Origin of the sequence: Neisseria sp. SLRRB23 (assembly GCF_050896295.1) — a bacterium.
Classification (GTDB): Bacteria; Pseudomonadota; Gammaproteobacteria; order Burkholderiales; family Neisseriaceae; genus Neisseria.
Genome location: NZ_JBPBFH010000032.1, coordinates 1 through 22864, shown reverse-complemented (window position 1 = coordinate 22864; position 22864 = coordinate 1). Strand labels below are relative to the sequence as shown.

Annotated in this window: 27 protein-coding genes; 8 read left to right on the top strand and 19 right to left on the bottom strand. The window is 52.3% G+C overall.

The annotated features are described in order from the left end of the window. Both ACRPFF_RS08980 and ACRPFF_RS08975 read right to left on the bottom strand, forming a co-directional pair. On the bottom strand, positions 1-1101 hold a 1101-nt coding region (locus ACRPFF_RS08980), incomplete at its 3' end, for a GTP-binding protein (RefSeq protein WP_432674447.1). A 279-nt stretch (positions 1102-1380) separates the two neighbouring features. After that, complete coding sequence (locus tag ACRPFF_RS08975) at positions 1381-2274, bottom strand: NAD(P)H-hydrate dehydratase (RefSeq protein WP_432674446.1); 894 nt, start codon at positions 2272-2274, stop codon at positions 1381-1383. Positions 2275-2335: 61 nt separating this feature from the next. Between ACRPFF_RS08975 and ACRPFF_RS08970 the strand changes: the two genes are divergently transcribed. The 3 genes from ACRPFF_RS08970 (at position 2336) to ACRPFF_RS08960 (ending at position 6362) form a co-directional block, all read left to right on the top strand. Further along, positions 2336-2992 (top strand): cytochrome b/b6 domain-containing protein, encoded by a 657-nt coding sequence (locus tag ACRPFF_RS08970; protein ID WP_250313940.1) that lies wholly within the window; start codon positions 2336-2338, stop codon positions 2990-2992. Positions 2993-3219: 227 nt separating this feature from the next. After that, positions 3220-5079 (top strand): dihydroxy-acid dehydratase, encoded by a 1860-nt coding sequence (gene ilvD / locus ACRPFF_RS08965; protein ID WP_432674445.1) that lies wholly within the window; start codon positions 3220-3222, stop codon positions 5077-5079. Positions 5080-5129: 50 nt separating this feature from the next. After that, the gene (locus tag ACRPFF_RS08960) at positions 5130-6362 is read left to right on the top strand and encodes a CapA family protein (protein ID WP_432674444.1); all 1233 of its coding nucleotides are present in this window, start codon (positions 5130-5132) and stop codon (positions 6360-6362) included. Positions 6363-6519: 157 nt separating this feature from the next. Here ACRPFF_RS08960 and ACRPFF_RS08955 read toward each other — a convergent pair whose 3' ends face one another. The 10 genes from ACRPFF_RS08955 to ACRPFF_RS08910 all read right to left on the bottom strand — a co-directional run bounded on the left by ACRPFF_RS08955 (position 6520) and on the right by ACRPFF_RS08910 (position 13469). Further along, positions 6520-6795 (bottom strand): paraquat-inducible protein A, encoded by a 276-nt coding sequence (locus ACRPFF_RS08955; RefSeq protein WP_301667712.1) that lies wholly within the window; start codon positions 6793-6795, stop codon positions 6520-6522. 100 nt (positions 6796-6895) lie between these two features. Beyond that, on the bottom strand, positions 6896-7072 hold the full coding sequence (locus ACRPFF_RS08950) for a hypothetical protein (RefSeq protein WP_192888266.1): 177 nt from the start codon (positions 7070-7072) through the stop codon (positions 6896-6898). Continuing rightward, positions 7069-8121 (bottom strand): biotin synthase BioB, encoded by a 1053-nt coding sequence (gene bioB / locus ACRPFF_RS08945; RefSeq protein ID WP_308031503.1) that lies wholly within the window; start codon positions 8119-8121, stop codon positions 7069-7071. Before bioB ends, ACRPFF_RS08950 begins: the two co-directional genes overlap by 4 nt. A 46-nt stretch (positions 8122-8167) precedes the next feature. Beyond that, positions 8168-8299 carry a hypothetical protein gene (locus tag ACRPFF_RS08940; protein WP_304670818.1) on the bottom strand — a complete coding sequence of 44 codons (132 nt, stop codon included), beginning with the start codon at positions 8297-8299 and terminating at the stop codon, positions 8168-8170. Positions 8300-8312: 13 nt separating this feature from the next. Next, a complete protein-coding gene (gene mpl, locus ACRPFF_RS08935; RefSeq protein WP_432674443.1) occupies positions 8313-9689 on the bottom strand; it encodes a UDP-N-acetylmuramate:L-alanyl-gamma-D-glutamyl-meso-diaminopimelate ligase in 1377 nt (458 codons plus the stop codon). Positions 9690-9750: 61 nt separating this feature from the next. Then, positions 9751-10053: a DUF4124 domain-containing protein gene (locus ACRPFF_RS08930; RefSeq protein ID WP_432674442.1), complete on the bottom strand. Its 303-nt coding sequence runs from the start codon at positions 10051-10053 to the stop codon at positions 9751-9753. Positions 10054-10065: 12 nt separating this feature from the next. Then, complete coding sequence (locus tag ACRPFF_RS08925) at positions 10066-10263, bottom strand: hypothetical protein (RefSeq protein ID WP_003751916.1); 198 nt, start codon at positions 10261-10263, stop codon at positions 10066-10068. A gap of 9 nt (positions 10264-10272) precedes the next feature. Beyond that, positions 10273-11058, bottom strand: coding sequence for a TrmH family RNA methyltransferase (locus ACRPFF_RS08920; protein ID WP_432674441.1), 786 nt, complete (start codon positions 11056-11058; stop codon positions 10273-10275). A gap of 73 nt (positions 11059-11131) precedes the next feature. Beyond that, a complete protein-coding gene (gene tilS, locus ACRPFF_RS08915; RefSeq protein WP_432674440.1) occupies positions 11132-12442 on the bottom strand; it encodes a tRNA lysidine(34) synthetase TilS in 1311 nt (436 codons plus the stop codon). A gap of 67 nt (positions 12443-12509) precedes the next feature. Next, positions 12510-13469, bottom strand: coding sequence for an acetyl-CoA carboxylase carboxyltransferase subunit alpha (locus ACRPFF_RS08910; protein WP_308031499.1), 960 nt, complete (start codon positions 13467-13469; stop codon positions 12510-12512). A gap of 207 nt (positions 13470-13676) precedes the next feature. Here ACRPFF_RS08910 and ACRPFF_RS08905 point away from each other — a divergent pair, with 207 nt between their 5' ends. After that, a complete protein-coding gene (locus ACRPFF_RS08905) occupies positions 13677-14078 on the top strand; it encodes an RNA-binding S4 domain-containing protein (protein WP_432674439.1) in 402 nt (133 codons plus the stop codon). Positions 14079-14131: 53 nt separating this feature from the next. Here ACRPFF_RS08905 and iscX read toward each other — a convergent pair whose 3' ends face one another. After that, positions 14132-14329, bottom strand: coding sequence for a Fe-S cluster assembly protein IscX (iscX, locus tag ACRPFF_RS08900; protein WP_411712080.1), 198 nt, complete (start codon positions 14327-14329; stop codon positions 14132-14134). A 76-nt stretch (positions 14330-14405) separates the two neighbouring features. Here iscX and ACRPFF_RS08895 point away from each other — a divergent pair, with 76 nt between their 5' ends. Next, entirely contained in the window at positions 14406-14999 is a 594-nt protein-coding gene (locus ACRPFF_RS08895; RefSeq protein WP_411712081.1) for an amino acid permease, read from the top strand. A gap of 99 nt (positions 15000-15098) precedes the next feature. Here the strand turns inward: ACRPFF_RS08895 and fdx are convergent, their stop codons facing one another. From fdx to hscA, 4 genes are all read right to left on the bottom strand, one after another. Next, positions 15099-15440 (bottom strand): ISC system 2Fe-2S type ferredoxin, encoded by a 342-nt coding sequence (gene fdx, locus ACRPFF_RS08890; protein ID WP_250313953.1) that lies wholly within the window; start codon positions 15438-15440, stop codon positions 15099-15101. 54 nt (positions 15441-15494) lie between these two features. Beyond that, positions 15495-16256: a DUF2314 domain-containing protein gene (locus tag ACRPFF_RS08885; RefSeq protein ID WP_314169634.1), complete on the bottom strand. Its 762-nt coding sequence runs from the start codon at positions 16254-16256 to the stop codon at positions 15495-15497. A 35-nt stretch (positions 16257-16291) separates the two neighbouring features. Beyond that, positions 16292-16942, bottom strand: a complete 651-nt coding sequence (locus ACRPFF_RS08880) for a GIY-YIG nuclease family protein (RefSeq protein WP_432674448.1) — start codon at positions 16940-16942, stop codon at positions 16292-16294. A gap of 235 nt (positions 16943-17177) precedes the next feature. Next, positions 17178-19040 (bottom strand): Fe-S protein assembly chaperone HscA, encoded by a 1863-nt coding sequence (gene hscA, locus ACRPFF_RS08875; protein WP_432674438.1) that lies wholly within the window; start codon positions 19038-19040, stop codon positions 17178-17180. A gap of 171 nt (positions 19041-19211) precedes the next feature. Here hscA and hpnD point away from each other — a divergent pair, with 171 nt between their 5' ends. The 3 genes from hpnD to ACRPFF_RS08860 all read left to right on the top strand — a co-directional run bounded on the left by hpnD (position 19212) and on the right by ACRPFF_RS08860 (position 22167). Further along, complete coding sequence (gene hpnD, locus ACRPFF_RS08870) at positions 19212-20060, top strand: presqualene diphosphate synthase HpnD (protein WP_432674437.1); 849 nt, start codon at positions 19212-19214, stop codon at positions 20058-20060. Further along, complete coding sequence (hpnE, locus tag ACRPFF_RS08865; protein WP_432674436.1) at positions 20057-21370, top strand: hydroxysqualene dehydroxylase HpnE; 1314 nt, start codon at positions 20057-20059, stop codon at positions 21368-21370. Before hpnD ends, hpnE begins: the two co-directional genes overlap by 4 nt. A gap of 77 nt (positions 21371-21447) precedes the next feature. Then, the gene (locus ACRPFF_RS08860; protein WP_432674435.1) at positions 21448-22167 is read left to right on the top strand and encodes an SDR family oxidoreductase; all 720 of its coding nucleotides are present in this window, start codon (positions 21448-21450) and stop codon (positions 22165-22167) included. A 79-nt stretch (positions 22168-22246) separates the two neighbouring features. On the opposite strand, the gene ACRPFF_RS08855 is transcribed toward ACRPFF_RS08860, so the two are convergent. Continuing rightward, on the bottom strand, positions 22247-22537 hold the full coding sequence (locus tag ACRPFF_RS08855) for a hypothetical protein (protein WP_432674434.1): 291 nt from the start codon (positions 22535-22537) through the stop codon (positions 22247-22249). 122 nt (positions 22538-22659) lie between these two features. Then, positions 22660-22864 (bottom strand): peptide ABC transporter permease (locus ACRPFF_RS08850; RefSeq protein ID WP_432674433.1); only part of this gene is annotated, 205 nt, incomplete at its 5' end.

The following is a 22864-nucleotide window of genomic DNA, read 5'->3' as shown; positions in this document are numbered from 1 at the left end:
CGCAGGCGTGGGACTGACCTTCCTACCACTTCCCCGACAACACGGCGGCGGATACGCGGAACACATCTGCCCCGTCCCGCCGACAGGCGATTTCGGCGCACGTTTCAAACAAAACGCCGACCACATCATCAATTTGCCTTCTGTACCCGCCAGCGGGCTGGTGTTGACCATAAAGTCCATCGTCAGCGTCGGTTCGTCCACGCTCAACATCGGTAGGCCTTTGGGCTTGTCTTTGTCGGTGATGGTTACGCCGATGCCGATGTCTTCGATACCGGAAATAATCACGATGTCGCCGGCTTCGGCTTCTTCAAGCGGCACGCGTTCCAATCCTTTGAAACCCAAAAGCTGGTTGATGCGGCCTTGGGCGATTTGCTGATCGTGATTCATGACGGCAACGGTTTGACCGGGTTTGATGCGTCCGTTCAAGATACGACCGATACCGAGGCGGCCGGTGTAGTTGTCGTAGTCGAGTTGGGAAATTTGCAGTTGCAGCGGCTCGTCCGCACTGCCGCTCGGTGCGGGCGTGTGTTTTAAGATGGTGTCGAACAGCGGGCGCATATCGCTGCTCTCGTCGGTTTCTTCCAGGTTGGCGAAACCGGACAGGCCGGAAGCGTAGACAATTGGGAAATCCAACTGTTCGTCGGTTGCGCCCAAGTTGTCGAAGAGTTCGAAAGTCTGGTCGATAACCCAGCTCGGGCGGGCGGACGGCTTGTCGATTTTATTGATGACGACAATCGGTTTCAGCCCCAAAGCCAAGGCTTTTTTGGTCACGAAACGGGTTTGCGGCATCGGGCCTTCCTGTGCGTCCACCAACAAGACGACGCAGTCCACCATCCCCAAAACGCGCTCCACTTCGCCGCCGAAGTCGGCGTGTCCCGGCGTGTCGACGATATTGATATGGTAGCCCGCGTAATCGATAGCGGTGTTTTTGGCGAGGATGGTGATGCCGCGTTCTTTTTCAAGGTCGTTGCTGTCCATCACGCGCTCGTCAACCTGCTGGTTGGCGCGGAATGTGCCGGATTGGCGCAGCAGTTGGTCAACTAATGTGGTTTTGCCGTGGTCGACGTGGGCGATAATGGCGATGTTGCGGATTTGTTTCATAATTAATGTTTTTCAAAAACTGTAAGAGATAACTTCGCATTATACCACGCTTTACCGGACAGTATTTGGGAAATGAAGATGCCGTCTGAAGCCCTTGCCTTTCAGACGGCATCTTCTTACATATAGTGGATTAACAAAAACCAGTACGGCGTTGCCTCGCCTTAGCTCAAAGAGAACGATTCTCTAAGGTGCTCAAGCACCAAGTGAATCGGTTCCGTACTATTTGTACTGTCTGCGGCTTCGTCGCCTTGTCCTGATTTTTGTTAATCCACTATACTTTCAGTTATCCAGTTCAGTTATCCGGTTGCGCAACCACCTTGCCGCAGGGGCGATTTCGCCCGCCAACAGCCCTGCCGCAATGCCTGCCGATTCTTTTATGACATCCGCCGCCGCGCCGTGCAGCCACACGCCCGCGCAGGCGGCTTCAAAAACCGGCACGCCCTGTGCAAGCAGACTGCCGATGATGCCGCCCAATACGTCGCCACTGCCCGCCGTTGCCAATCCCGCGTTGCCGCTTTCGTTAACATAGATTTCCGTATCGGGTGCGACAACCAGTGTTTTGTGCCCCTTTAAAACCACGGTTGCGCCGAAAATTGCCCCCATCTTTCTCACTGCCGCCGTCCGATCCGCCTGAACCTGTGCAACCGTCGTTCCAAGCAGGCGCGCGGCTTCGGCGGGGTGTGGCGTTAAAATCAGGTTTTCACACCCGCGCGCCAGATTTCGGGTTTCGGCATCGGTTGATAATATGTTCAGCGCGTCCGCATCCAAAAGGACGGGCTTGTCCGTGTGTTCCGCCAAAATTCCGGCAAGCGTTCCGACCGCCGCCCTACCTGTACCCAAGCCGCAACCGACAACCCAAGCGTTTATGCCTTGACGCTTGGTCAAACCGTCTGCCGTGTCCAACATAATTTCGGGAAAACCGGCAATGACGGAGAAAGGCAGCGTTTCCTGATTGAAACCCGCCCACACTTTGCCGCAGCCGAGATACATTGCCGCCGATGCCGCCAATACGGGCGCGCCGCTCATCCCTGCCGATCCGCCGACTACGGCGAGCGTGCCGAAAGTCCCTTTGTGCGAATCTTCCGCACGGGCTTTGAAAACATGGGGAAAACGCAATGCCGTCTGAAGCATCCGGCGGCGGCTTTCGCCTGAAAGATGAAAACCGGGAAACATTGCCCCTCCAATCGGTTAAAATAAGGCTTGAAGAAACTGATTTTACCGCCGGAAACCGATTATGAAAAACAAAACCAAAGTCTGGGACTTCCCCACCCGTCTTTTCCACTGGCTGCTTGCCGCGTCCCTGCCCTTTATGTGGTATAGCGCGAAAGCCGGCGGCGATATGCTGCAATGGCACACGCGCGTCGGGCTGCTCGTCCTTTTCCTGCTCGTATTCCGCATCTGCTGGGGCATTTGGGGCAGCGATACCGCCCGTTTTTCCCATTTCGTCCAAGGCTGGGCAGGCATACGCGGCTATCTGAAAAACGGCATTCCCGAAAATATCCAGCCCGGACACAACCCCTTGGGCGCACTGATGGTCGTTGCGCTTTTGGCCGCCGTGTCCTTCCAAGTCGGCACCGGGCTTTTTGCCGCCGATGAAAACACCTTCAGCACCAACGGCTACCTCAACCATTTGGTTTCCGAACATACGGGCAGCCTTATGCGGAAAATCCACCTCAACTTTTTCAAGCTGCTCGCCGTTTTTTCCGCCATTCATATCGCCGCCGTCGCCGCATACCGCGTATTCAAAAAGAAAAACCTCGTTCTCCCGATGATAACCGGCTTCAAATACATCGAAGGCAAAACCTCAATCCGCTTTGCAGGCAAAGCCGCGCTTGCCGCCGCATTATCGGTTGCCGCGCTTGCCGCAGCCGCCATCCTGCTCCTGTCCTGAACCCGACATCAATGCCGTCTGAAGCCCTTTTCTGCCTTTCAGACGGCATTCCGAACATTGCTGCTTCAAAAATACCGTTGCACAGAATATCCCACCATTCCGCAACTTCCACACAATACCGATACTTGGTATAAAATACTTTCTTTTTTCCAGCTCTCTAACACAGTACAAAATGCCGTCTGAAACCCTTCGCTTTTTCAGACGGCATGAAAACAAGGAAACACACTATGCCAGAATACCGCTCCAAAACCTCCACCCACGGCCGCAATATGGCAGGCGCACGCGCATTGTGGCGTGCGACCGGCGTAATGGAAACCGACTTCGGCAAACCGATCATCGCCGTTGCCAACTCCTTCACCCAATTCGTGCCCGGCCATGTCCACCTGCACAACATGGGCCAACTGGTTGCCCGCGAAATCGAAAAAGCAGGCGCAATCGCCAAAGAATTCAACACCATCGCCATCGACGACGGCATCGCCATGGGACACAGCGGTATGCTCTACTCCCTGCCCAGCCGCGATTTGATTGCCGACTCCATCGAATATATGGTCAACGCCCACTGCGCCGACGCGCTGGTGTGCATTTCCAACTGCGACAAAATCACCCCGGGAATGCTGATTGCCGCCATGCGCCTGAATATTCCGACCATCTTCGTTTCCGGCGGCCCGATGGAAGCGGGCAAAGTCATCGGCGTGGCCAACATCCAACCCGAACGCCGCTTGGACTTGATTGACGCGATGATCGAATCGGCGGACGACAATGTCAGCAACCGGCAAGTCGAGGAAGTCGAACAAAACGCCTGCCCGACCTGCGGCTCCTGCTCCGGCATGTTTACGGCAAATTCAATGAACTGCCTGACCGAAGCACTCGGTCTGTCCCTACCCGGCAACGGTTCGTATTTGGCGACCCACGCAGGCCGTAAAGAATTGTTCCTCGAAGCAGGACGTATGATTGTCGAAATCACCAAACGCTATTACGAACAAAACGACGAAACCGTGCTGCCGCGCAGCATCGCCACCAAAAAAGCGTTTGAAAACGCTATGACGATGGATATTGCGATGGGTGGCAGCACCAACACTATTTTGCATTTGCTCGCCGTCGCCAACGAAGCGGGCGTGGATTTCAAAATGGCCGACATCGACCGCTTAAGCCGCGTTGTGCCTTGCATCTGCAAAACCGCACCAAACAACCACGATTACTACATGGAAGACGTGCACCGCGCGGGCGGCATCTTCGCTATCCTGAAAGAATTGGACAAAGCGGGCAAACTGCACACCGACGTGTACACCATCCACGCGCCGACGCTGAAAGACGCGATTGAACAATGGGACGTAACCAACCCTGAAAACACCCGCGCCATCGAACGTTTCAAAGCCGCGCCCGGCGGCGTACGCACTACCCAAGCGTTCTCGCAAAACCGCATGTGGAAAACCCTCGACCTCGACCGCGAAAAAGGCTGTATCCGCGATGTCGAACATGCCTACTCGCAAGACGGCGGTTTGGCGGTCTTGTTCGGCAATATCGCAGAGCGCGGTTGTGTCGTGAAAACAGCAGGCGTGGACGAGAGCATCCTCAAATTCACCGGCCGCGCCCGCGTGTTTGAAAGCCAAGAAGACGCAGTAGAAGGCATTTTGGGCAACCAAATCGTGGCAGGCGATATCGTCATCATCCGCTACGAAGGCCCTAAAGGCGGCCCGGGCATGCAAGAAATGCTGTACCCGACTTCTTACCTGAAATCCAAAGGTTTGGGCAAAGCCTGCGCCCTCCTGACCGACGGCCGCTTCTCCGGCGGTACTTCAGGCCTGTCCATCGGCCACGCTTCTCCTGAAGCGGCAGAAGGCGGCGCCATCGGTTTGGTACACGAAGGCGACACCATCGAAATCGACATCCCCAACCGCAGCATCCACCTTGTCATTTCCGATGAAGAGCTTGCCGCACGCCGTGCCGAAATGGAAGCACGCGGCAGCAAAGCGTGGAAACCGGAAAACCGCGACCGCTACGTCTCCGCGGCCTTGCGTGCCTACGGCGCGATGGCGACTTCCGCCGACAAAGGCGCGGTGCGCGACGTATCGCAAATCGAAAGATAAGCCCTTCCGAAACGCGCGGCAAATGCCGTCTGAACAGCAAAGGTCTGATTATGGACAAATTTATCTGGGCAATGGCGGTATTTTCCGCAATTTTGGCCCTCGTTATCGGCAGCGGCTTTACCGCGCTCGAGTATGTGAAAGAGCCGCCACCGGTCGCCTCTTATGCTGCTTCCGCACCGCAAACCGCCGGGGTCAAGCCCTCGGCGCATCCTGCCGGAACGGAATCCCCCGTGCTGCCGATTGACGGTTCAAACTCCGCGCCCGTTTCAAACACCGGCGATGCAGACGGACAGGATACGCCTGACGGAAACGCAGCCGATACCGTTTCCATCATCGGGGTCGGCGACATTATGCTCGGCAGCAATTATCCCGACGATTACCTGCCCAATACCAATATCCTGAAACACGTCGAATCCGTCTTGCAAGACGCGGACATTACCGTCGGCAACCTTGAAGGCACGCTGTTTGACGAAGGCGGTACGCCGAAAAAATGTGCAAATCCCAAAATATGCTATGCATTCCGAACGCCCTCCGCATACGGGCAATACCTTGCCGACGCGGGATTCGACTACCTCAGCCTCGCCAACAACCATAGCAACGACTTTGGTGCACAAGGCATCACGGCAACGGCGGATAATCTTGAAGAACTCAATATCAAATTTTCCGGCATTGAAAATAGGTTTGAAACCGCCGTCCTGAAGAAAAACGGCGTGAGATACGGCTTCGTCTCATTTGCCCCCAACCTTGCCGCCGTCAAACTGAACGATTACGCCAAAGTCAAAAAACTGATTCGGAAAACCAAACAAAAAGCCGACATCGTCATTGTGATGTTCCACGGCGGCGCGGAAGGGAAAGAGGCGGAACACCTGCCGTTCGATACCGAAATATTCTATGGAGAAAACAGGGGCAACGTCGTCGAATTTGCAAGGCTGGCCGTTGATTCCGGTGCGGATGTCGTATTTGGGCAGGGTCCGCACGTTACACGCGCCGTCGAACTTTACCGCGACCGCTTCATCTCCTACAGCGGCGGCAACTTTGCCACCTACGGCGCAATCAACACCTCCGGCATCAGCGGCATCGCCCCCATTTTCAAAATCATCACCGACAAACAGGGGCGGTTCGTTTCCGGCAACATTATCCCCATCACTCAAGCTGGCGACAAAATNCCCAAAATCGACCCTGAAAAAACCGTTATTGAGCGGATTATTTATCTGAACCACAGCGACTTCCCCAACGGGAACGGACTGGATGTCTCGCCCGACGGCAGCATCACGCGCCGGTAAAAGATATTCAAAATAATGTCTGAAAGAAAATGCCGTCTGAACAAATACCGTCCGAACCTTTCCGGGTTTCAGACGGCATTTAAGTTTCAGACGGCATTTTTGCAACCATCAATAATCCACTTTAATCCGTGGGGCTTTTTCCGCTCCGCCCGCCCCGCTACAAGAATGAAACAACAATTTTAGCAATACAGATATACGGTAAAAACCTCAACCAACGGTCTGTTCGACAGAAAAACCATATAAATGCCAATACGAAGCATACAGCCCATACGCCCCAAGATGTTTCCGACAGCAGCATATGGATAGTTTTACCGTCGGTAATCAGCAGCAGGAGCGTAAACGGCAACGACATCAATAAAGTCCCCCATCGGTTTTTGACAAAGGGGAGGCGTTCGTCAAGAAACATCAGAAAGTCGATAATTTTTTCCGGCATAACCTGTCAAATTCCCATAAGCTCCATCTCTAAAGCCGACCGCCAATCCAATGCGGCGGCAGCGATACAAACACGATAGTGCCTGTCTTTTACTATCGTTTCAATCCATTTTTCGATCTTCCGGCTCGAACTGCAAGGGATACAGGTCGGGCTTTCCCAAATGCCGTCTGAAGCTCGTCAGGATTCTTTGGAAATACCGTGAACAAATGCCGTCTGAAAGCCTTTTTTCAGGTTTCAGACGGCATTCAAGTTTCAGACGGCATTTTTCAATCGTCAATAATCCACTTTAATCCCAGAAGCTTTTTCCACTTCGGCGACCTCGCCTTCCAGCTCAAACTGTAAGGGATACAGGTTAAGCTTTTCCATCAGGATTCTATCGCCGTCCTCATCAGGATTGCCTGTGGTCAACAGCTTGTCGCCGTAAAAAATCGAGTTTGCGCCCGCCATGAAGCACATTGCCTGCATTGCTTCAGGCATATTGCTGCGCCCTGCCGAGAGGCGGACATAACTTTGCGGCATGGTAATCCGCGCTACGGCAATCGTGCGGACAAATTCAGTCCAATCCAAATCTTCCGCATCAGCCAGCGGCGTGCCTTCCACTTTGACTAGCTGGTTAATCGGCACGCTTTCGGGCTGCGGGTCAAGGTTGGCTAGACTGGCAATCAGTCCTGCACGCTCGGCACGGGTTTCGTTCATGCCGACGATGCCGCCGCAGCAGATTTTCAAACCGGCGTTGCGGACTTTGCCCAAGGTATCCATACGGTCTTCGTGTTTACGGGTATGGATGATGTCGTTATAGCGTTCCGGATCGGTATCAAGGTTATGGTTGTAATAATCCAAGCCTGCCTCTTTAAAGTCTTCCGCCATGCCGTCTTCGAGCATACCGAACGTACCGCAGGTTTCCATGCCCAATCCCTTGACGGCTTTGATGATTGCGGAAACCGTTTCCACGTCTTTAGGTTTGGGGCCGCGCCATGCCGCACCCATGCAGAAACGGCTGGCACCGCGCGATTTGGCGATTTTGGCTTTTTCGACGATTTCATCCACATCCATCATCTGCTCTTTGCCCAGATTGGTATTGTGGTGCGCCGATTGCGGACAGTAGGCGCAATCTTCGGGACAGCCGCCGGTTTTGATCGACAACAAAGTGGAAAGCTGGATTTCTCGCGGATTGAAATTCGTTCTGTGAACCTCTGCCGCGCGATAGACTAAATCAAGAAAAGGAAGTTCGAAAAGTGCCTCTATATCACATTTTTTCCAATAACGGGCAGTAGGATGCGGCTTGCGCTCAGTTTGGCGACGTAAAGCAACCGGTGAAACAGTCATGGTGTGTTCTCTCATGTTTGACAGTGTCGCAATGGCACTGCCGGCTTTACCGTCGGCGTAATGACGACGGCTGCGGGTTAGTACCCGCAAGTGTAGCGCGTTTGAAAATACGGGGCAAACGGTTTTTATCCCTGCCTTGCATACGTAAAAATGCCGTCTGAACGGTTTCAGACGGCATTTTTGCTTTCTGACTATCTTAAAGCTTCCAGCAGCTTCCCGTGTATTCCGCCGAAACCGCCATTGCTCATCACCAAAATATGGTCGCCTGCTTCGGTATGTTTCACGATTTCGGCAACGAAGGCATCGAAATCTTTACCGACGTGCAGCTTGCCGCCCAACGGCGCGAGGGCTTCGGCAACATTCCAGTCCACGCCTCCGGCGTAGCAGAACACTTGGTCGGCTTCTTTGAGACTTGCGGGCAGCGCGGCTTTCATGGTGCCGAGTTTCATGGTGTTGGAACGCGGCTCGAGAACGGCGAGAATGCGCGCGCCGCCGACACGTTGGCGCAAACCTTGAATCGTGGTTTCGATGGCGGTCGGATGGTGGGCGAAGTCGTCGTAAACGGTGATGCCGTTTACCGTGCCTTTGATTTCCATGCGGCGTTTGACGTTTTTAAACGCGTTCAAGGCTTCGCAGGCGGTCTGAATATCGACTCCGGCATGACGTGCGGCGGCGATGACGGCGAGCGCGTTCATGCGGTTGTGTCCACCCATCAAATTCCAAGCGACGTGTCCGGCTTTTTTGCCGTCAAGCAATACGTCGAACGAGCCGTCGGCATTGACTTCGCCGACCTGCCAGCCGTGTTCGGTGCCGAATTTTTCCACCGGCGTCCAGCAGCCTTTGTCCAAAGTGTCTTGCAGGCTTTGCTGCTGTCCGTTGCAGACGATTAAGCCTTCAGACGGCACGGTGCGCACGAGGTGATGGAACTGGGTCTGTATCGCGCCCAAATCGGCAAAGATGTCGGCGTGGTCGAATTCCAGATTGTTCAACACGGCGGTACGCGGGCGGTAATGCACGAATTTGGAGCGTTTGTCGAAAAAGGCGGTGTCGTATTCGTCGGCTTCGATGACGAAAAACGGCGATTTGCTGTTTGGATCTTGGCGCGGCGTTTGCGGCAGGCGGGCGGAAACGCTGAATTTTTCCGGTACGCCGCCGATAAGGAAGCCCGGCGCGAGTCCGGCATATTCCAAAACCCACGCGAGCATAGACGCGGTGGTCGTTTTGCCGTGCGTCCCCGCCACGCTGAGTACCCAATGATGATGCAACACGTTTTCCGACAGCCATTGCGGACCAGAAATATAAGGCAGGCCGCGGTTCAAAATCGCTTCAACCACATCCATCCCGCGCCTAGCGACATTGCCGATAACGTAGATATCGGCTTTAAATTCGTCCAACTGCGCGGCGTCGAAACCTTCGTGTACGTCTATGCCCAAGGCTTCGAGCTGGGTGCTCATCGGCGGATACATCTTCGCGTCGCAACCGCTGACTTTAAACCCCGCTTCTTTGGCAATGGCGGCCACTCCGCCCATAAACGTGCCGCCGATACCGATAATGTGGATGTGTTTCATCAGAGTTCCCTAATCGTTCAAATTCTATTGTTCAACACCGTCATGGTTGATTCGGTTTCAATCAATGCGTCTTTGCACCGGTATTCGAAGCATCCTTATGCGTATTCTCTTTCGGATTTTGGATGTGTTCGTCCTTCCTCATATCCAAATTGTCATCAGCCCCTGTGTTTTCCGCCCTGTCTTTTACTGCCGGCCTAATCGAACTGTATACCTGATCACGCCCCAAGCCCGCGTTGGTACAATGTTTTCTCGGAGTTTGGCTGTAACTGACCTTACCGTTTTGACGGCATTCATACACTGCCGCAGATGCCGTCTGAACCGCCACAGCCAGCATCAGCCCCACAATAATTTTAGATGTTTTCATATCAAGACTCCTTCAAAACCATTTCCACCATATCCAAAACAAAGCCGCCACCATGACGGCATTGGACAATATGATGGCTTTCCACTGCCCATCCTTCCGCAATGCCGCCTTCTTGGGCTTCAAAACGCCGCCATAAAAAAACGGCGATAGCAGCATAGAAGCGATACATAAGAAAATCAATACGCCGTAATAAATTTTTTCAGACGGCATTTCTTTTCCTTAATACGCCGCCCGTTGGCGCATCTGTTCAAACAGGCAGATTGTCGCCGCCATCGCGACATTTAAAGACTCGGTTGCATCGTGCATCGGAATCCTGACACACTTGTCCGCCCTGTCTAAAACTGCTTTACCTACACCCGCGCCTTCGTTGCCAAACACCCAGGCTGTCGGTCCGCACAGGTCTTCGCCATACAGAACCGCCTGCTTTTCCTCACGCAACGCGGTGGCAAACACACGGTCTTCATAGTGCGCCAACCATATTTCCAAATCCGCCTGCGAATAAATGTCCAACAAGAAATGCGCGCCCATACCTGCGCGTAATACCTTGGGCGACCAAACATCCGCAGAACCCCTGCCCAAAACGACCGTACCTACCCCTGCCGCCGCCGCACTCCGTAAGACGGTGCCGACATTGCCCGGATCTTGCACGCCGTCCAAAACCACACAGTCGCCTTTGTCCGGCAAGATTCCGCCCAATGGGATATCAATCAGTGCAAGTATATCGTCTGCACAACTCAAGCTGCTGATTTTTTTCAATATGCCGTCTGAAACGGAAAAAATCCTGTCTTCCGGCAAAACCGCCGTCAATTTACGGACTTCTTCAGACGGCATTTTAGCTTCGGGAATATATACCCCGACCGGCTTTCTGCCGGATTGCAGGAAAACCTGAAGCAGATGGACGCCCTCCAAAACGGTTTGGGCATACTGCCGCCTGAACTTTCCCTGCGACAATAGGCGGTGCAGGTGCCGGATGTGTTCATTATTTGGCGAACTGATTTGCTTCACTTTACAGCCTTTTCAAGAATATATAATCGGACGGTATCCAATCGTCCACTAAGTAACAGCGATTCCGATTCCATCAAAATAAAACGGGAAAATCCGGATGTACGGGTAAAATGCCGTCTGAAACGGACAATCGGAAATCGGTACAGCAATTTGCCAACGCAAGAGGACGGTTTTCCCTATCGGCCACAACCGGCCAAAACGGGCGCAGCACGGGCAAAACCCGTTTTTCCTGAAGAATTTTCTTCATGTTTTTATGAATCCCGCCTATGGTCATGCTGTCCGACGGCAAAATCGGCCGTAAAATCCCGTCCTGCTCCAAAAGATGCTCAGGAAGCCCAAACGGATGACGTTTTAAAACAAATCCCTGCCCCGTCAATATTTCCCTTAAATTTCCACTTATTTGCCTGTCTTTCAAAAACAGTAGTTTATCCATTTTTTTCAATTGGAACACAAACAGCCTGCCTGCATAATGATGCAATTCGAAGCCTTGCAAGCTCCAACGTCCGGTTTTTGCCTCTGCCAAAACGCGGGCAATATCGGCAAGGGCATTCTGATTGGGTAAGGGAACCCCATTTTCCTTCAAAAAATACCGCAAAATATGAGTTATCCGACGAGGAGAAAACGTCAGCCAGCGCGCCGTATCGAAATAACCGGCCCCGCAAACCCAACGGCAGTCTTGAACGACAACTTCATCCAATAAAGCCAAATCTTCCTGCAAAACACGGATATTGTTCAACACATGACGGTCAAAATCAGGAATTCTTGCCGACAACTCAGGCAGAGCACTATGCCGGAACCAGTTCCTCAAATAACCTGTATCAGTATTGCTTTCGTCCTCGATGTTCGACAAACCCTGTCTTTCCGCATAATCCTGCAATTCTTGGCGCGAAAAAGGCAGCAAAGGCCGCCAGATTATGCCCCTCGTACCTAAAGGACGTACAGACGGCATAGAGGACAAAGCGCGCAATCCCCCGCCGCGTGCCACGGCGAGCATAAAGGTTTCGATTTGGTCGTCTCGATGATGTGCCAAAGCAAGAATGTCAAATTCTTTCTCCGAAAATACGGCATAACGCTTTTGCCTTGCCGCCGCTTCAATGCCCAAACCGTTTTTTTCCACACTGACCCTGACCATTTCGAGCCTTACGCCCAGTGTATCGCAATAATTCTGGCAGAAATCCGCCCAAGCGTCAGCATGAGGACTCAAACCGTGGTGGATGTGCAAAGCCTCAGGAATAAAGCCGCCCTTTTTTCCGGCGCAAACAAGCAAGTGCAGCAAGACCACAGAATCCAAACCGCCGCTTAATGCTACCGCAATTTTTTGCCCATCCACCCCTTGAGGGAAACAGTTTCTCAATTGCTGTTCAAAAACATCCAAGGTCAACACAATTTTTTTCCGACAAAGAAAAAGCAAGCAGTTTCAAACAAACTGCTTGCCGCTGGTTCCATTTAAATTATTGCTCAGAAAATTTGCCGTAAGCCATGATGCGGTCGAAACGGCGCGAAAGCAAATCGGAAATCGGCATACTTTGAGCATCATGCAACTGTTTTTCTAAAACAGTTTTGACATTTCCCATAGTCTGCCCGAAATCCCTATGCGCACCACCCAAAGGCTCTTTAATGACGGTATCGACCAAGTCCAGCTTTTGCAGGCGGTCGGCAGTAATGCCCAAGGCCTGTGCCGCATCCGCCGCTTTTTCGGCAGTTTTCCATAATATTGAAGCGCATCCCTCAGGGGAAATAACGGAATAGGTCGAATATTGCAGCATATTGACGTAATCGCCCACGGCGACCGCCAGCGCACCACCCGAGCCCCCTTCTCCGATGACCGTACACAAAACCGGAACGCGCAAGCGCGTCAGTTCATACAAATTTTTACCGATAGCCTCGGACTGGCCGCGTTCTTCCGCGCCGATGCCGGGATACGCGCCCGGCGTATCGATAAAGGTCATGACGGGCAAGCCGAATTTCTCAGCCGTTTTCATCAGGCGCAGGGCTTTGCGGTAGCCCTCGGGGCGCGGCATACCGAAGTTGCGGCGGATTTTTTCTTTAGTATCGCGCCCTTTCTGATGGCCGACCACTACAACGCTCTGTCCGTTAAACCGTGCCAATCCGCCTACAATCGCATGGTCATCGGCAAAATGACGATCTCCGTGCAGTTCTTCAAAATCGGTAAACAGTGCCTCAATGTAATCCAAAGTATAAGGACGCTGCGGATGCCGGGAAACCTGTGAAATTTGGGCAGGCGTAAGTTTGCTGAAAATAGACTTGGTTAAATCATCGCTTTTTTTCTGCAAACGGTGTATTTCATCCGAAATATCGACAGCGGATTCATCCTGAACAAAACGCAGTTCGTCGATTTTTCCGGTCAGTTCGGCTATAGGTTGTTCAAAATCCAAAAAAACAGGTTTCATAGAATGAAGCTCTCATCAACAGATTCTGCCGTTATCATACGCTATTTGCGCATATTACGCAGTTAATTTATTGCCGCAGACCGTTTCCCGCCCCCTATTTTCATATTCGGGAGTATGGGAAACAAAGGATTAGTGTATATACACTAGTTATAAAGTTGCGTATCTTATGCTAAACTCAAAACAAATTCAATTGCTTCAAAAATCATAATGAAAGACAACAATGATTCTTCCGCCATACGGCTGGACAAATGGTTGTGGGCCGCACGCTTTTTCAAAACCCGGTCGTTGGCACAAAAACACATCGAACTGGGCAGGGTTCAGGTAAACGGTTCAAAGGTTAAAAACAGCAAATCCGTCGGCATCGGCGATATTATCGAGCTGACGCTCAATTCCCTACCCTATAAGATTGAAATTAAAGGTTTAAACAATCAACGCCGTCCGGCATCGGAGGCGCGTTGCCTTTATGAAGAAGACCGGGCAACGGCAGACTTGAGTGAAAAACGCAGGCAGCTCGACGAATTCAGCCGTATCAGCCACGCCTATCCCGACGGCAGGCCGACCAAGCGCGACCGCCGCCAACTGGATAAAATGAAAAAAGGAAGCTGGTAGTCCGATTCCGTTTCCAGAAGCCGTCCAGATTCCAGACGGTAACGGTAAATGGTCTAACCTGCTTCGTTTATCCATGCCTGCTGCACGGCTTCAAGAATACGCTCTCCGCAACGAGCCGGATCATCGTCGAATTCGGGAAGTGCCATAATCAAATCCCGCAATTGGGTAAAGCGCAGGCTTTTGGGGTCGATATCTTCGCCGTGAAGGTCGTAAAGGTCTTCAGCGATACGTTGTGTGTCTGTCCATTTCATATTAATTCTCCTGTATTTTCCGGCTTTTCAACCGTATAGAATATGTTCCAAATGCATACCCGCCAAGGATAGCTGAATGAATAATGCCTTAACCGCCAAACTTTCCAAACTGGTTTATACCGCTCCGGACAATCCTGATTTCCTTTCCAAGATAGGGGAATTTGATCGTCTGATCCTATTGGTCCGCAGACTGTATCAGATGCTCGACGAACAAAATGCCCTTTCCCGGCTGACACTTTGCATCCGCTGTCAAAACCAAAGAGGGCTTATTGTCCTAGACGGTGCACGGGCTGATTCCGATGCCACAACAATACGTATGAAGCGGTGGCATATTTATACCCAAATTGCCGAACGCATGGCAAACCGTTATGACCGGATTTCCGTAACAATTGAAAATGAGACTGCCAATCCCACCCAACTTGAACAATACTATCTGGATATTGCCGATAAAACTATCGCTCTTTTTGGATTAAAGGAAGCGAAACTGCAGCAGCAAAAATATCCAGAAGATAAAACGCAGCAGCAATCGATATTGAAAAAGCTATCCGAAAAGCCCGGTCGAAACCTGAGTATGATCAATACGAAAGCCAAAATAGAGCAATATGCGGCAAATCAGACACAAACACCTCTGAAAATTACCCGACAACGGTTTATCTGCCGTCCAAACTAAACTCCGGTTTACCCGTATCAAATACGGGATTACCCTTCTGCTCCGGCTTATGCATATCCGATGCCGTCTGAACCGCATGATGTTTCAGACGGCATTGCGTCAATGGTCCTCTCGGGCATGATTGATAGTATATTTGGGAATTTCCACGACCAAATCTTCATCTGAGACAACTGCCTGACAGCTTAAGCGTGAATCGGCTTCCAAACCCCATGCTTGGTCGAGCAGGTCTTCTTCCAATTCGGTCGGTTCTTCCAAACTGTCGAAACCTTTGCGGATGATGACGTGGCAGGTTGTGCAGGCGCAGGATTTTTCGCAGGCGTGATCGACTTCGATGTCGTGGTCGAGCAGTACGTCGAGGACGGTTTTGCCTTCGGGCGCGTCTTCGATAACCGCGCCTTCGGGGCATAATGTCGTGTGTGGAAGTACAGTGATTTTGGGCATTTTTATTGTCTTTCTGTAAAAAGTGTTTGTGTTCGTTTTCGGAAAACTGTCTGCCTAATGTCGTGGTTCGAGCAGGTCGGCAACATTTTGCCAGCCCGTCAGGCGGGCAAAATCGAGGGCGGTATAGCCTTCCGATGTCGTTGAGGCAGGATTTGCGCCGTATTCAAGCATGGCTTGAACCATAAGTGCATTTCCTGCGATGGCTTCATGATGAAGCGGCGTATAGCCGTCTTCGTCCTGCTCATGCAGAAAATCCGGATTTTGGGACAACTGTTGCCGAAAATCGTCAATACAGTTCCGGCACATCGGATGCTCTTCCAGATTTTCGGGATGTTCTTTTTCTTCATACACCAGCAATACCTGCCCGGGATCGCCGAAATCGATTCCCCATGCGGCATCGTGTTCGGTACGCTCCTCTTCCGTCATCTGCCCGCGCATTGCCTGTACGGTAAAACCGCCGTAGGGGATGCCGTTGCACACGAACATCCAGTCGCTGATGTCGTCAACCGGAACGCAAACGCTTTCGCCTTGTTCGACATTGGTCAGTCCGCCGGGTTCGTTGTTCAGCACACCGTAAATGTAAAGACCGTCAAAATAAATATCGTCGATCCACATATGTTCGCAAATTTCGCCGTCTTCGCCGTCTTGGAAAAAAGGGACTTTGACCATGGCAAAATCCAGGGCGGGAATAATGCGGCGGCGTTCCCAAAAAAGCTCGCGCCAAAAGTATTTGAATGTTTTACGGGCGCGTTCGCCGGCACGGTTTACCGGTTCGTCTGCCTGTTCTACATAATAAATGACGGAATCGCCCATCATACTGCTCCTCAACGTGTACGGTATCTGTTTGCACCTTAGCGTGGTTTTCTGCCTTCGGCATCCGATTCGGATTTGAAAAATTCCAAATATTCGGAATAGGCTTTTTCCAAATCCGCCCGCGAAAAACAGGTGTAAATATGGATGCCGTCTGCAATTTCGTCGGTCAGCCTCGTGCCGCTTTTGCGGGAATATGCTTCTTTAAAAAGGCGGATTTTCGATTTTCTCGGCTTGTAGGATGCCGCGCCCGCCAAAAGCCGGGGCAGCGCGTAAGGATATTCCCGGTGTCCACGCCGTACCAAATCAAGCAGTTGTTTGCGGCCGGACCCGCCATTCCCTTCCTGCCTGCGTTCGTGGACGCTTTTTTCAAATTCCGATTCCGTCGTTTCGTTTTTCGGGAACACGATTTCGCCGCGAAGCGATAAAAACAAACGTTTTACAAGGTTTTCGTCCACGGCGAACAATTCGGTATCATCTATCCTGCTTTTACTGAAAATTTCATGGAGCAGGTTTTCTTTTTCTTTGTAATTGTCGGTTTTGACGGCGAGGATGCGTTCCAATCCGGCAACGTTCGCATAGCCGTTGTTTTCCAAATGGCGCATTCTGCCTTCAAAATTGCTTACGTCCGAAATGCCGATTTTATATAGTGAATTAACAAAAATCAGGACAAGGCGGCGAGCCGCAGACAGTACAAATAGTACGGAACCGATTCACTTGGTGCTTCAGCACCTTAGAGAATCGTTCTCTTTGAGCTAAGGCGAGCCAACGCTGTACCGGTTTAAATTTAATTCACTATACACGCCCTTGATGACGGTTTTCATCGAATAGTCAATGCCTGACTTTTCCATATCGATGTTTTTCAAGTGTTTTCNAGCCTTCAGACGGCATCAGGTTATCTCTATGCCGTCTGAAACCGTTTAAGTATCAAATATTATCGACACTCTGACCTGTCAGCGCACGTTGGATGTTGCGGTTCATGCGTTTGGCGGCGAAGTTGTCGGTAATGCTGCCGAGTTTAGCGGCGGCGGCACGGATGTCTTCGGCTTTTCCGTCTTTCAGACGGCCTTGCAAATCGGCGATGCCTTGCCGAATCTGTTGCAATTCTTCGGCTTCCAGCAAATCGCTGTCCAACTCGAGGGCGGCGTTGACGGCATCGGTCAGGCTTTCGGCTTCGACCACGGCTTCGGCGCGGGCGCGTGCCGCCATGTCTTCGGCGGCGTTGCTCATGCTGTCTTTGAGCATTTGGGTGATGGTGTCGTCGTCCAAGCCGTAGGAAGGTTTGACTTCGATTTGCGCCTGTACGCCGGTGCTTTGTTCTTGGGCGGAAACGGACAGCAGCCCGTCCGCATCGATTTGGAAGGTTACGCGGATACGCGCCGCACCCGCCGTCATAGGCGGAATGCCGCGCAGGGTAAATTTGGCAAGGCTGCGGCAGTCGGCAACCAGTTCACGCTCGCCTTGCACAACGTGTATCGTCATCGCGGTCTGACCGTCTTTGAAGGTGGTAAAGTCCTGCGCGCGCGCGGTGGGGATGGTGGAATTGCGCGGGATGATTTTTTCCGCCAAGCCGCCGTAGGTTTCCAAACCGAGCGACAAGGGCGTAACGTCCAGCAGCAGCCATTCGCCGTCGGCTTTGTTGCCGGCGAGGACGTTTGCCTGTATGGCCGCGCCGAGTGCGACGACTTCGTCGGGATTGAGATTGTTCAGCGGGGTTTGTCCGAAAAAGGTGGCAACCGCTTGTTGAACGTGCAGCATACGGGTAGAGCCGCCGACCATAATCACGCCTTTGACATCCGCCTTGGTTACGCCCGCGTCTTTCAACGCCTGTTTGACCGGCTCGAGCGTTTTCATTACCAAATGCTGCGTCAGGTTGTGGAACTCGGCGCGACTGATGCTTGTGTCGATTGCCATGCCGTCTGAAAGCGTCGCCTGAATGCGCGCTTCGGTTTGCGTGGTTAATTGTTCTTTGGCCGCGCGGACGAGCGAGAGCAGGAGTTGGCTGTCTTGTTCGTTGAGTTGGGAGAGTCCGTTTTGTTCGAGCAGGTAGCAGAACAAACGATGGTCGAAATCATCGCCGCCCAACGCGCTGTTGCCGCCGGTGGCTTTGACTTCAAACAGTCCTTTGGTCAGTTGCAATACGGATACGTCGAATGTGCCGCCGCCCAAGTCATAGACGACAAACGTGCCTTCCGAGGAGTTGTCCAGCCCGTAGGCGATTGCGGCGGCGGTGGGTTCGTTGAGCAGGCGCAATACGTTCAAACCCGCCAGACGCGCGGCATCTTTGGTGGCCTGGCGTTGGGCATCGTCGAAATAGGCGGGAACGGTAATCACCACGCCGACCAAATCGCCGCCCAAGGTTTCTTCGGCACGCGATTTAAGGGTTTTGAGGATTTCCGCCGACACTTCGACAGGCGTCTTCACCCCCTGCCGCGTATGCAGTTCGATAATGCGTTGATTGTCGCCAAAACGGTAAGGCAGGTAATGCGTATTTTGATGCAGATCGGCAAGCGTCCGTCCAATAAGGCGTTTGGCAGAGCTGACGGTGTTCAGCGGGTCGGATTTTTGCGCGGACAGGGCGGTTTTGCCGACTTCAATGCCGCCGTTTTCCAAATAACGGACGACGGAAGGCAGGGTAACGCACCCGTCGGTATCGGGCAGGCAGGCCGCATTGCCGCTGCGGACGGTGGCGACCAGGCTGTTGGTCGTTCCCAAATCGATGCCTACGGAGAGGCGGTGTTGGTGCGGTGCGGAGGACAGGCCGGGTTCGGAAATCTGCAAAAGAGCCATGATGTGTGTGCCTTCGGATGCGGTATTTATTGGGATGAATCGGTATTTTAACAGAATTCGCGCCGATAGTTGAGCGGTTCGGTAGGGAATAAATCATGCCGTCTGAAATTGCCCCAACCTGCCAAATACCGATAAAATCCACCCTTTGACACTTGTTTTGGAGAATCCGCCGTGCAGGGACTCGACTATTGCCGCCAGAAAGCAGAAGAAAGCCGCTCCAGTTTTTTGTCGGGCTTCCGTTTCCTGCCTCAGGAAAAACGGGATGCGGTAACGGTTTTGTATGCCTTTTGCCGCGAATTGGACGATGTGGTTGACGAATGTTCCAACCCCGATGTTGCACAGGCAACATTGAACTGGTGGCGCGGCGATTTAGACAGGGTTTTCTGCGGCATGATGCCAGAACATCCGGTCAATCAGGCCTTGAGGCAAATAAAGGAAACGTTCGACCTGCCGAAATATGAATTAGAAGCATTAATCGACGGGATGCAGATGGATTTGGTTCAAGCCCGTTACGGCAGTTTTGAAGAATTGAAACTGTATTGCCACCGCGTCGCAGGCGTAGTTGGCTGCTTGATTGCGCGGATTTTGGGGTTTTCAGACGGCAAAACACTGGAATACGCCGACAAGATGGGACTTGCGCTGCAACTGACCAACATCATCCGCGATGTCGGCGAAGACGCCCGTAATGGGCGGATTTACCTGCCGATGGAGGAAATGCAGCGGTTTGATGTCCCCGCAAGTGTGATTTTGCAGTGCCGGCCAACAGAAAATTTCACCGAATTGATGGCATTCCAAATAAAGCGTGCGCGTGAAACCTATCGTGAAGCCGTATCTCTCCTGCCAGCCGCAGATAAAAAATCACAAAAGGCAGGATTGGTTATGGCGGCGGTTTATTACACACTTTTAAACGAAATAGACTTTGACGGCGTACAAAATGTCCTGACCTATAAGATTGCCATTCCTTCCCCGCGTAAAAAACGCATTGCCTTAAAAACCTGGTTATTCGGATTTAAACCATGAAGACTTTGCAAAACCGCCCGAAAATTGCCGTCATCGGTGCAGGCTGGGCAGGATTGTCCGCCGCCGTAATGCTGGCTCGCGATACCGACCTTACCCTGTTCGAAGCCGGTCGACAACCGGGCGGCCGGGCACGCACCTTGACAGGCGACAACCACGGATTCAGTTTTTTAGATAACGGGCAGCATATCCTACTGGGTGCATATCACGGCGTATTGCGCCTGATGAAAGAAATCGGCTCCAACCCTAAAACCGCCTTTCTGCACCTGCCTCTGCAGTGGTATATGCACGAAGGCCTGCAATTCCGTACCCGCTTCCTGCCAGCCCCGCTTCACATTTTAAACGGAGTGTTGTTGGCAAGACACTTCCCTTTTACATTCAAAACCAAACTGCTTTCCGATATGTCCCGCCTGCAAAAGTTTGCACGTTCCGACCAGGCTGACATGACGGTCGAGCAATGGCTGCGGCAACGAAATACCCCCCGCGCCGCCATTACGCAATTTTGGCAGCCGCTTGTATGGGGCGCACTCAATACACCTTTGGAAAATGCAAGCCTACGTATATTGTGCAACGTGTTATCCGACGGCGTTTGGGCAGGGAAATCCGGCAGCGACTATCTTTTACCCAAGCAGGATTTAGGTATGATTGTTGCCGAACCCGCACTGGCAAAACTCAGGCATTTCGGTGCGGATATCCGTTTAGAAACCCGTGCATGCCGTCTGAAAACCTTACCTGACGGCAGGGTATTGGTAAACGGGGAATTTTTCGATGCCGCAGTTCTCGCCGTTGCCCCCTATCATGCCGCGGCACTCCTGCCTGAAGATACACCCGAACACATTCTGTCCGGCTATCAAAACCTGCATTATCATGCCATTACCACCGTCTATCTGCGTTATGCCGACCCTGTCCGCCTACCTGCACCGCTGACCGGACTTGCCGACGGAACGGCACAATGGCTGCTCAGCCGCGGAAAACTCGGACTGTCCCCAAACGAAGTATCCGCCGTTATCAGCGTTTCCGACCGCGTCGGTACATTTACCGGACAAGTGTGGACGGAAAAAATCCATGCCGACATCAAGCGCATCTGCCCCTATTTAAACGAGCCCGAAGCCGTCCGCGTCATTACTGAAAAACGCGCGACGACCTCTGCAAGCTCCAATTCCCCGTTGCCTGATTTGACCTGGCTGCACCGACACCGAATCTACCAGGCCGGCGACTACCTCCACCCCCTCTACCCTGCCACGCTTGAAGCTGCGGTACAATCAGGATTTGCAGCAGCAGAAGCATGTCTGCACCATCTGATTACAGTTTGACTGTCAGGGCATTAAGGTACTTTACAAGCCGCAACAAAACGTTAAAATACATTATCCCTAAATCTCAAAGGACAACCATGCCGACACTGACCGACAAAACCATATTAGTTACCGGCGCATCACAAGGGCTAGGCGAGCAGGTTGCCAAAGCCTATGCGGCAGCAGGCGCGACTGTGATTTTGGTTGCCCGTCATCAGAAAAAACTGGAAAAAGTGTATGACGCGATTGTCGAAGCCGGATACCCCGAACCATTCGCCATCTGCTTTGACCTTATTAGCGCGGAAGAAAAAGAATTTGAACATTTCGCCGCCACTATTGCCGAAGCCACGCAAGGCAAACTAGACGGTATCGTCCAGTGCGCCAGCTATTTCTACGCACTATCGCCCCTGGATTCCCAGACCGTCGCCGAATGGGTCAACCAATACCGTATCAACACCGTCGCCCCGATGGGGCTGACCCGCGCCCTCCTTCCCCTGCTGAAACAGTCGCCGGACGCATCCGTTATCTTCGTCGGCGAAAGCCACGGGGAAACCCCCAAAGCCTACTGGGGCGGTTTCGGCGCATCAAAAGCCGCACTGAACTATCTGTGCAAAGTTGCCGCCGATGAATGGGAACGCTTTGGCAACCTTCGCGCCAATGTCCTGATTCCGGGCCCCATCAATTCCCCTCAACGCATCAAATCCCATCCGGGCGAAGCCAAAAGCGAACGCAAAAGCTACGGGGACGTGCTGCCCGCATTTGTCTGGTGGGCAAGTGCCGAAAGCAAAGGGCGGAGCGGTGAAATCGTTTACCTCTAAATCTCCTTTTTGTTTTGCCATTTAGGTTCTCCAATAAAAAAGCAGCCTGAAAGATTTCAGGCTGCTTATATGCAGGTTACTATTTCTTTTCGGGCGGATCGGGCGGAATGAAAAGAAAAACCGCACCGAGAATAAGGGGAAGCAGAAATCGGGTATAGGGATACAACGGATGATCGACATGCCAATGGCTGTATCTCCCTTCAGGAATAATGTCGTATTCGTAAGTAGCGGGGAAGAAGTTGATCCATACTGTCACAATTACCCAGATAGTGAGCTTTCTATGGTTGGCTACCCACCGCGCCGGCTTGCTGTTGCGGATGCTTTCCGGTACCACTTTTTCCCATATCCAACGAAAAAACAGCAGATACATACCTGCCCCCCTGCGGTTACAAGCCCAGCAGTTCGATTTCGACTTTTGAACGCCAGCGGGCTTGTGCCGTAACAATACACATTCTTAATTTTCGGTCTGCTAATGACGATCAAGGGACGCGTTTACCAATTCTTGTCCCTGTAATGCTCGGACAGGGCAATCAGCATTATCCACAGGAGGCTGACAAATCCGCTGACGCTGGCTGCCATAAACAGGATTTTTTCCCAAGCGTTCATAGGGGGCATAGGCGTTCGGCTGCCCTCAGTGGTCGGCCCGTCAAGCAAAATATAGATGATGACGGTAACAACATACAAAAGTACCGGTTTG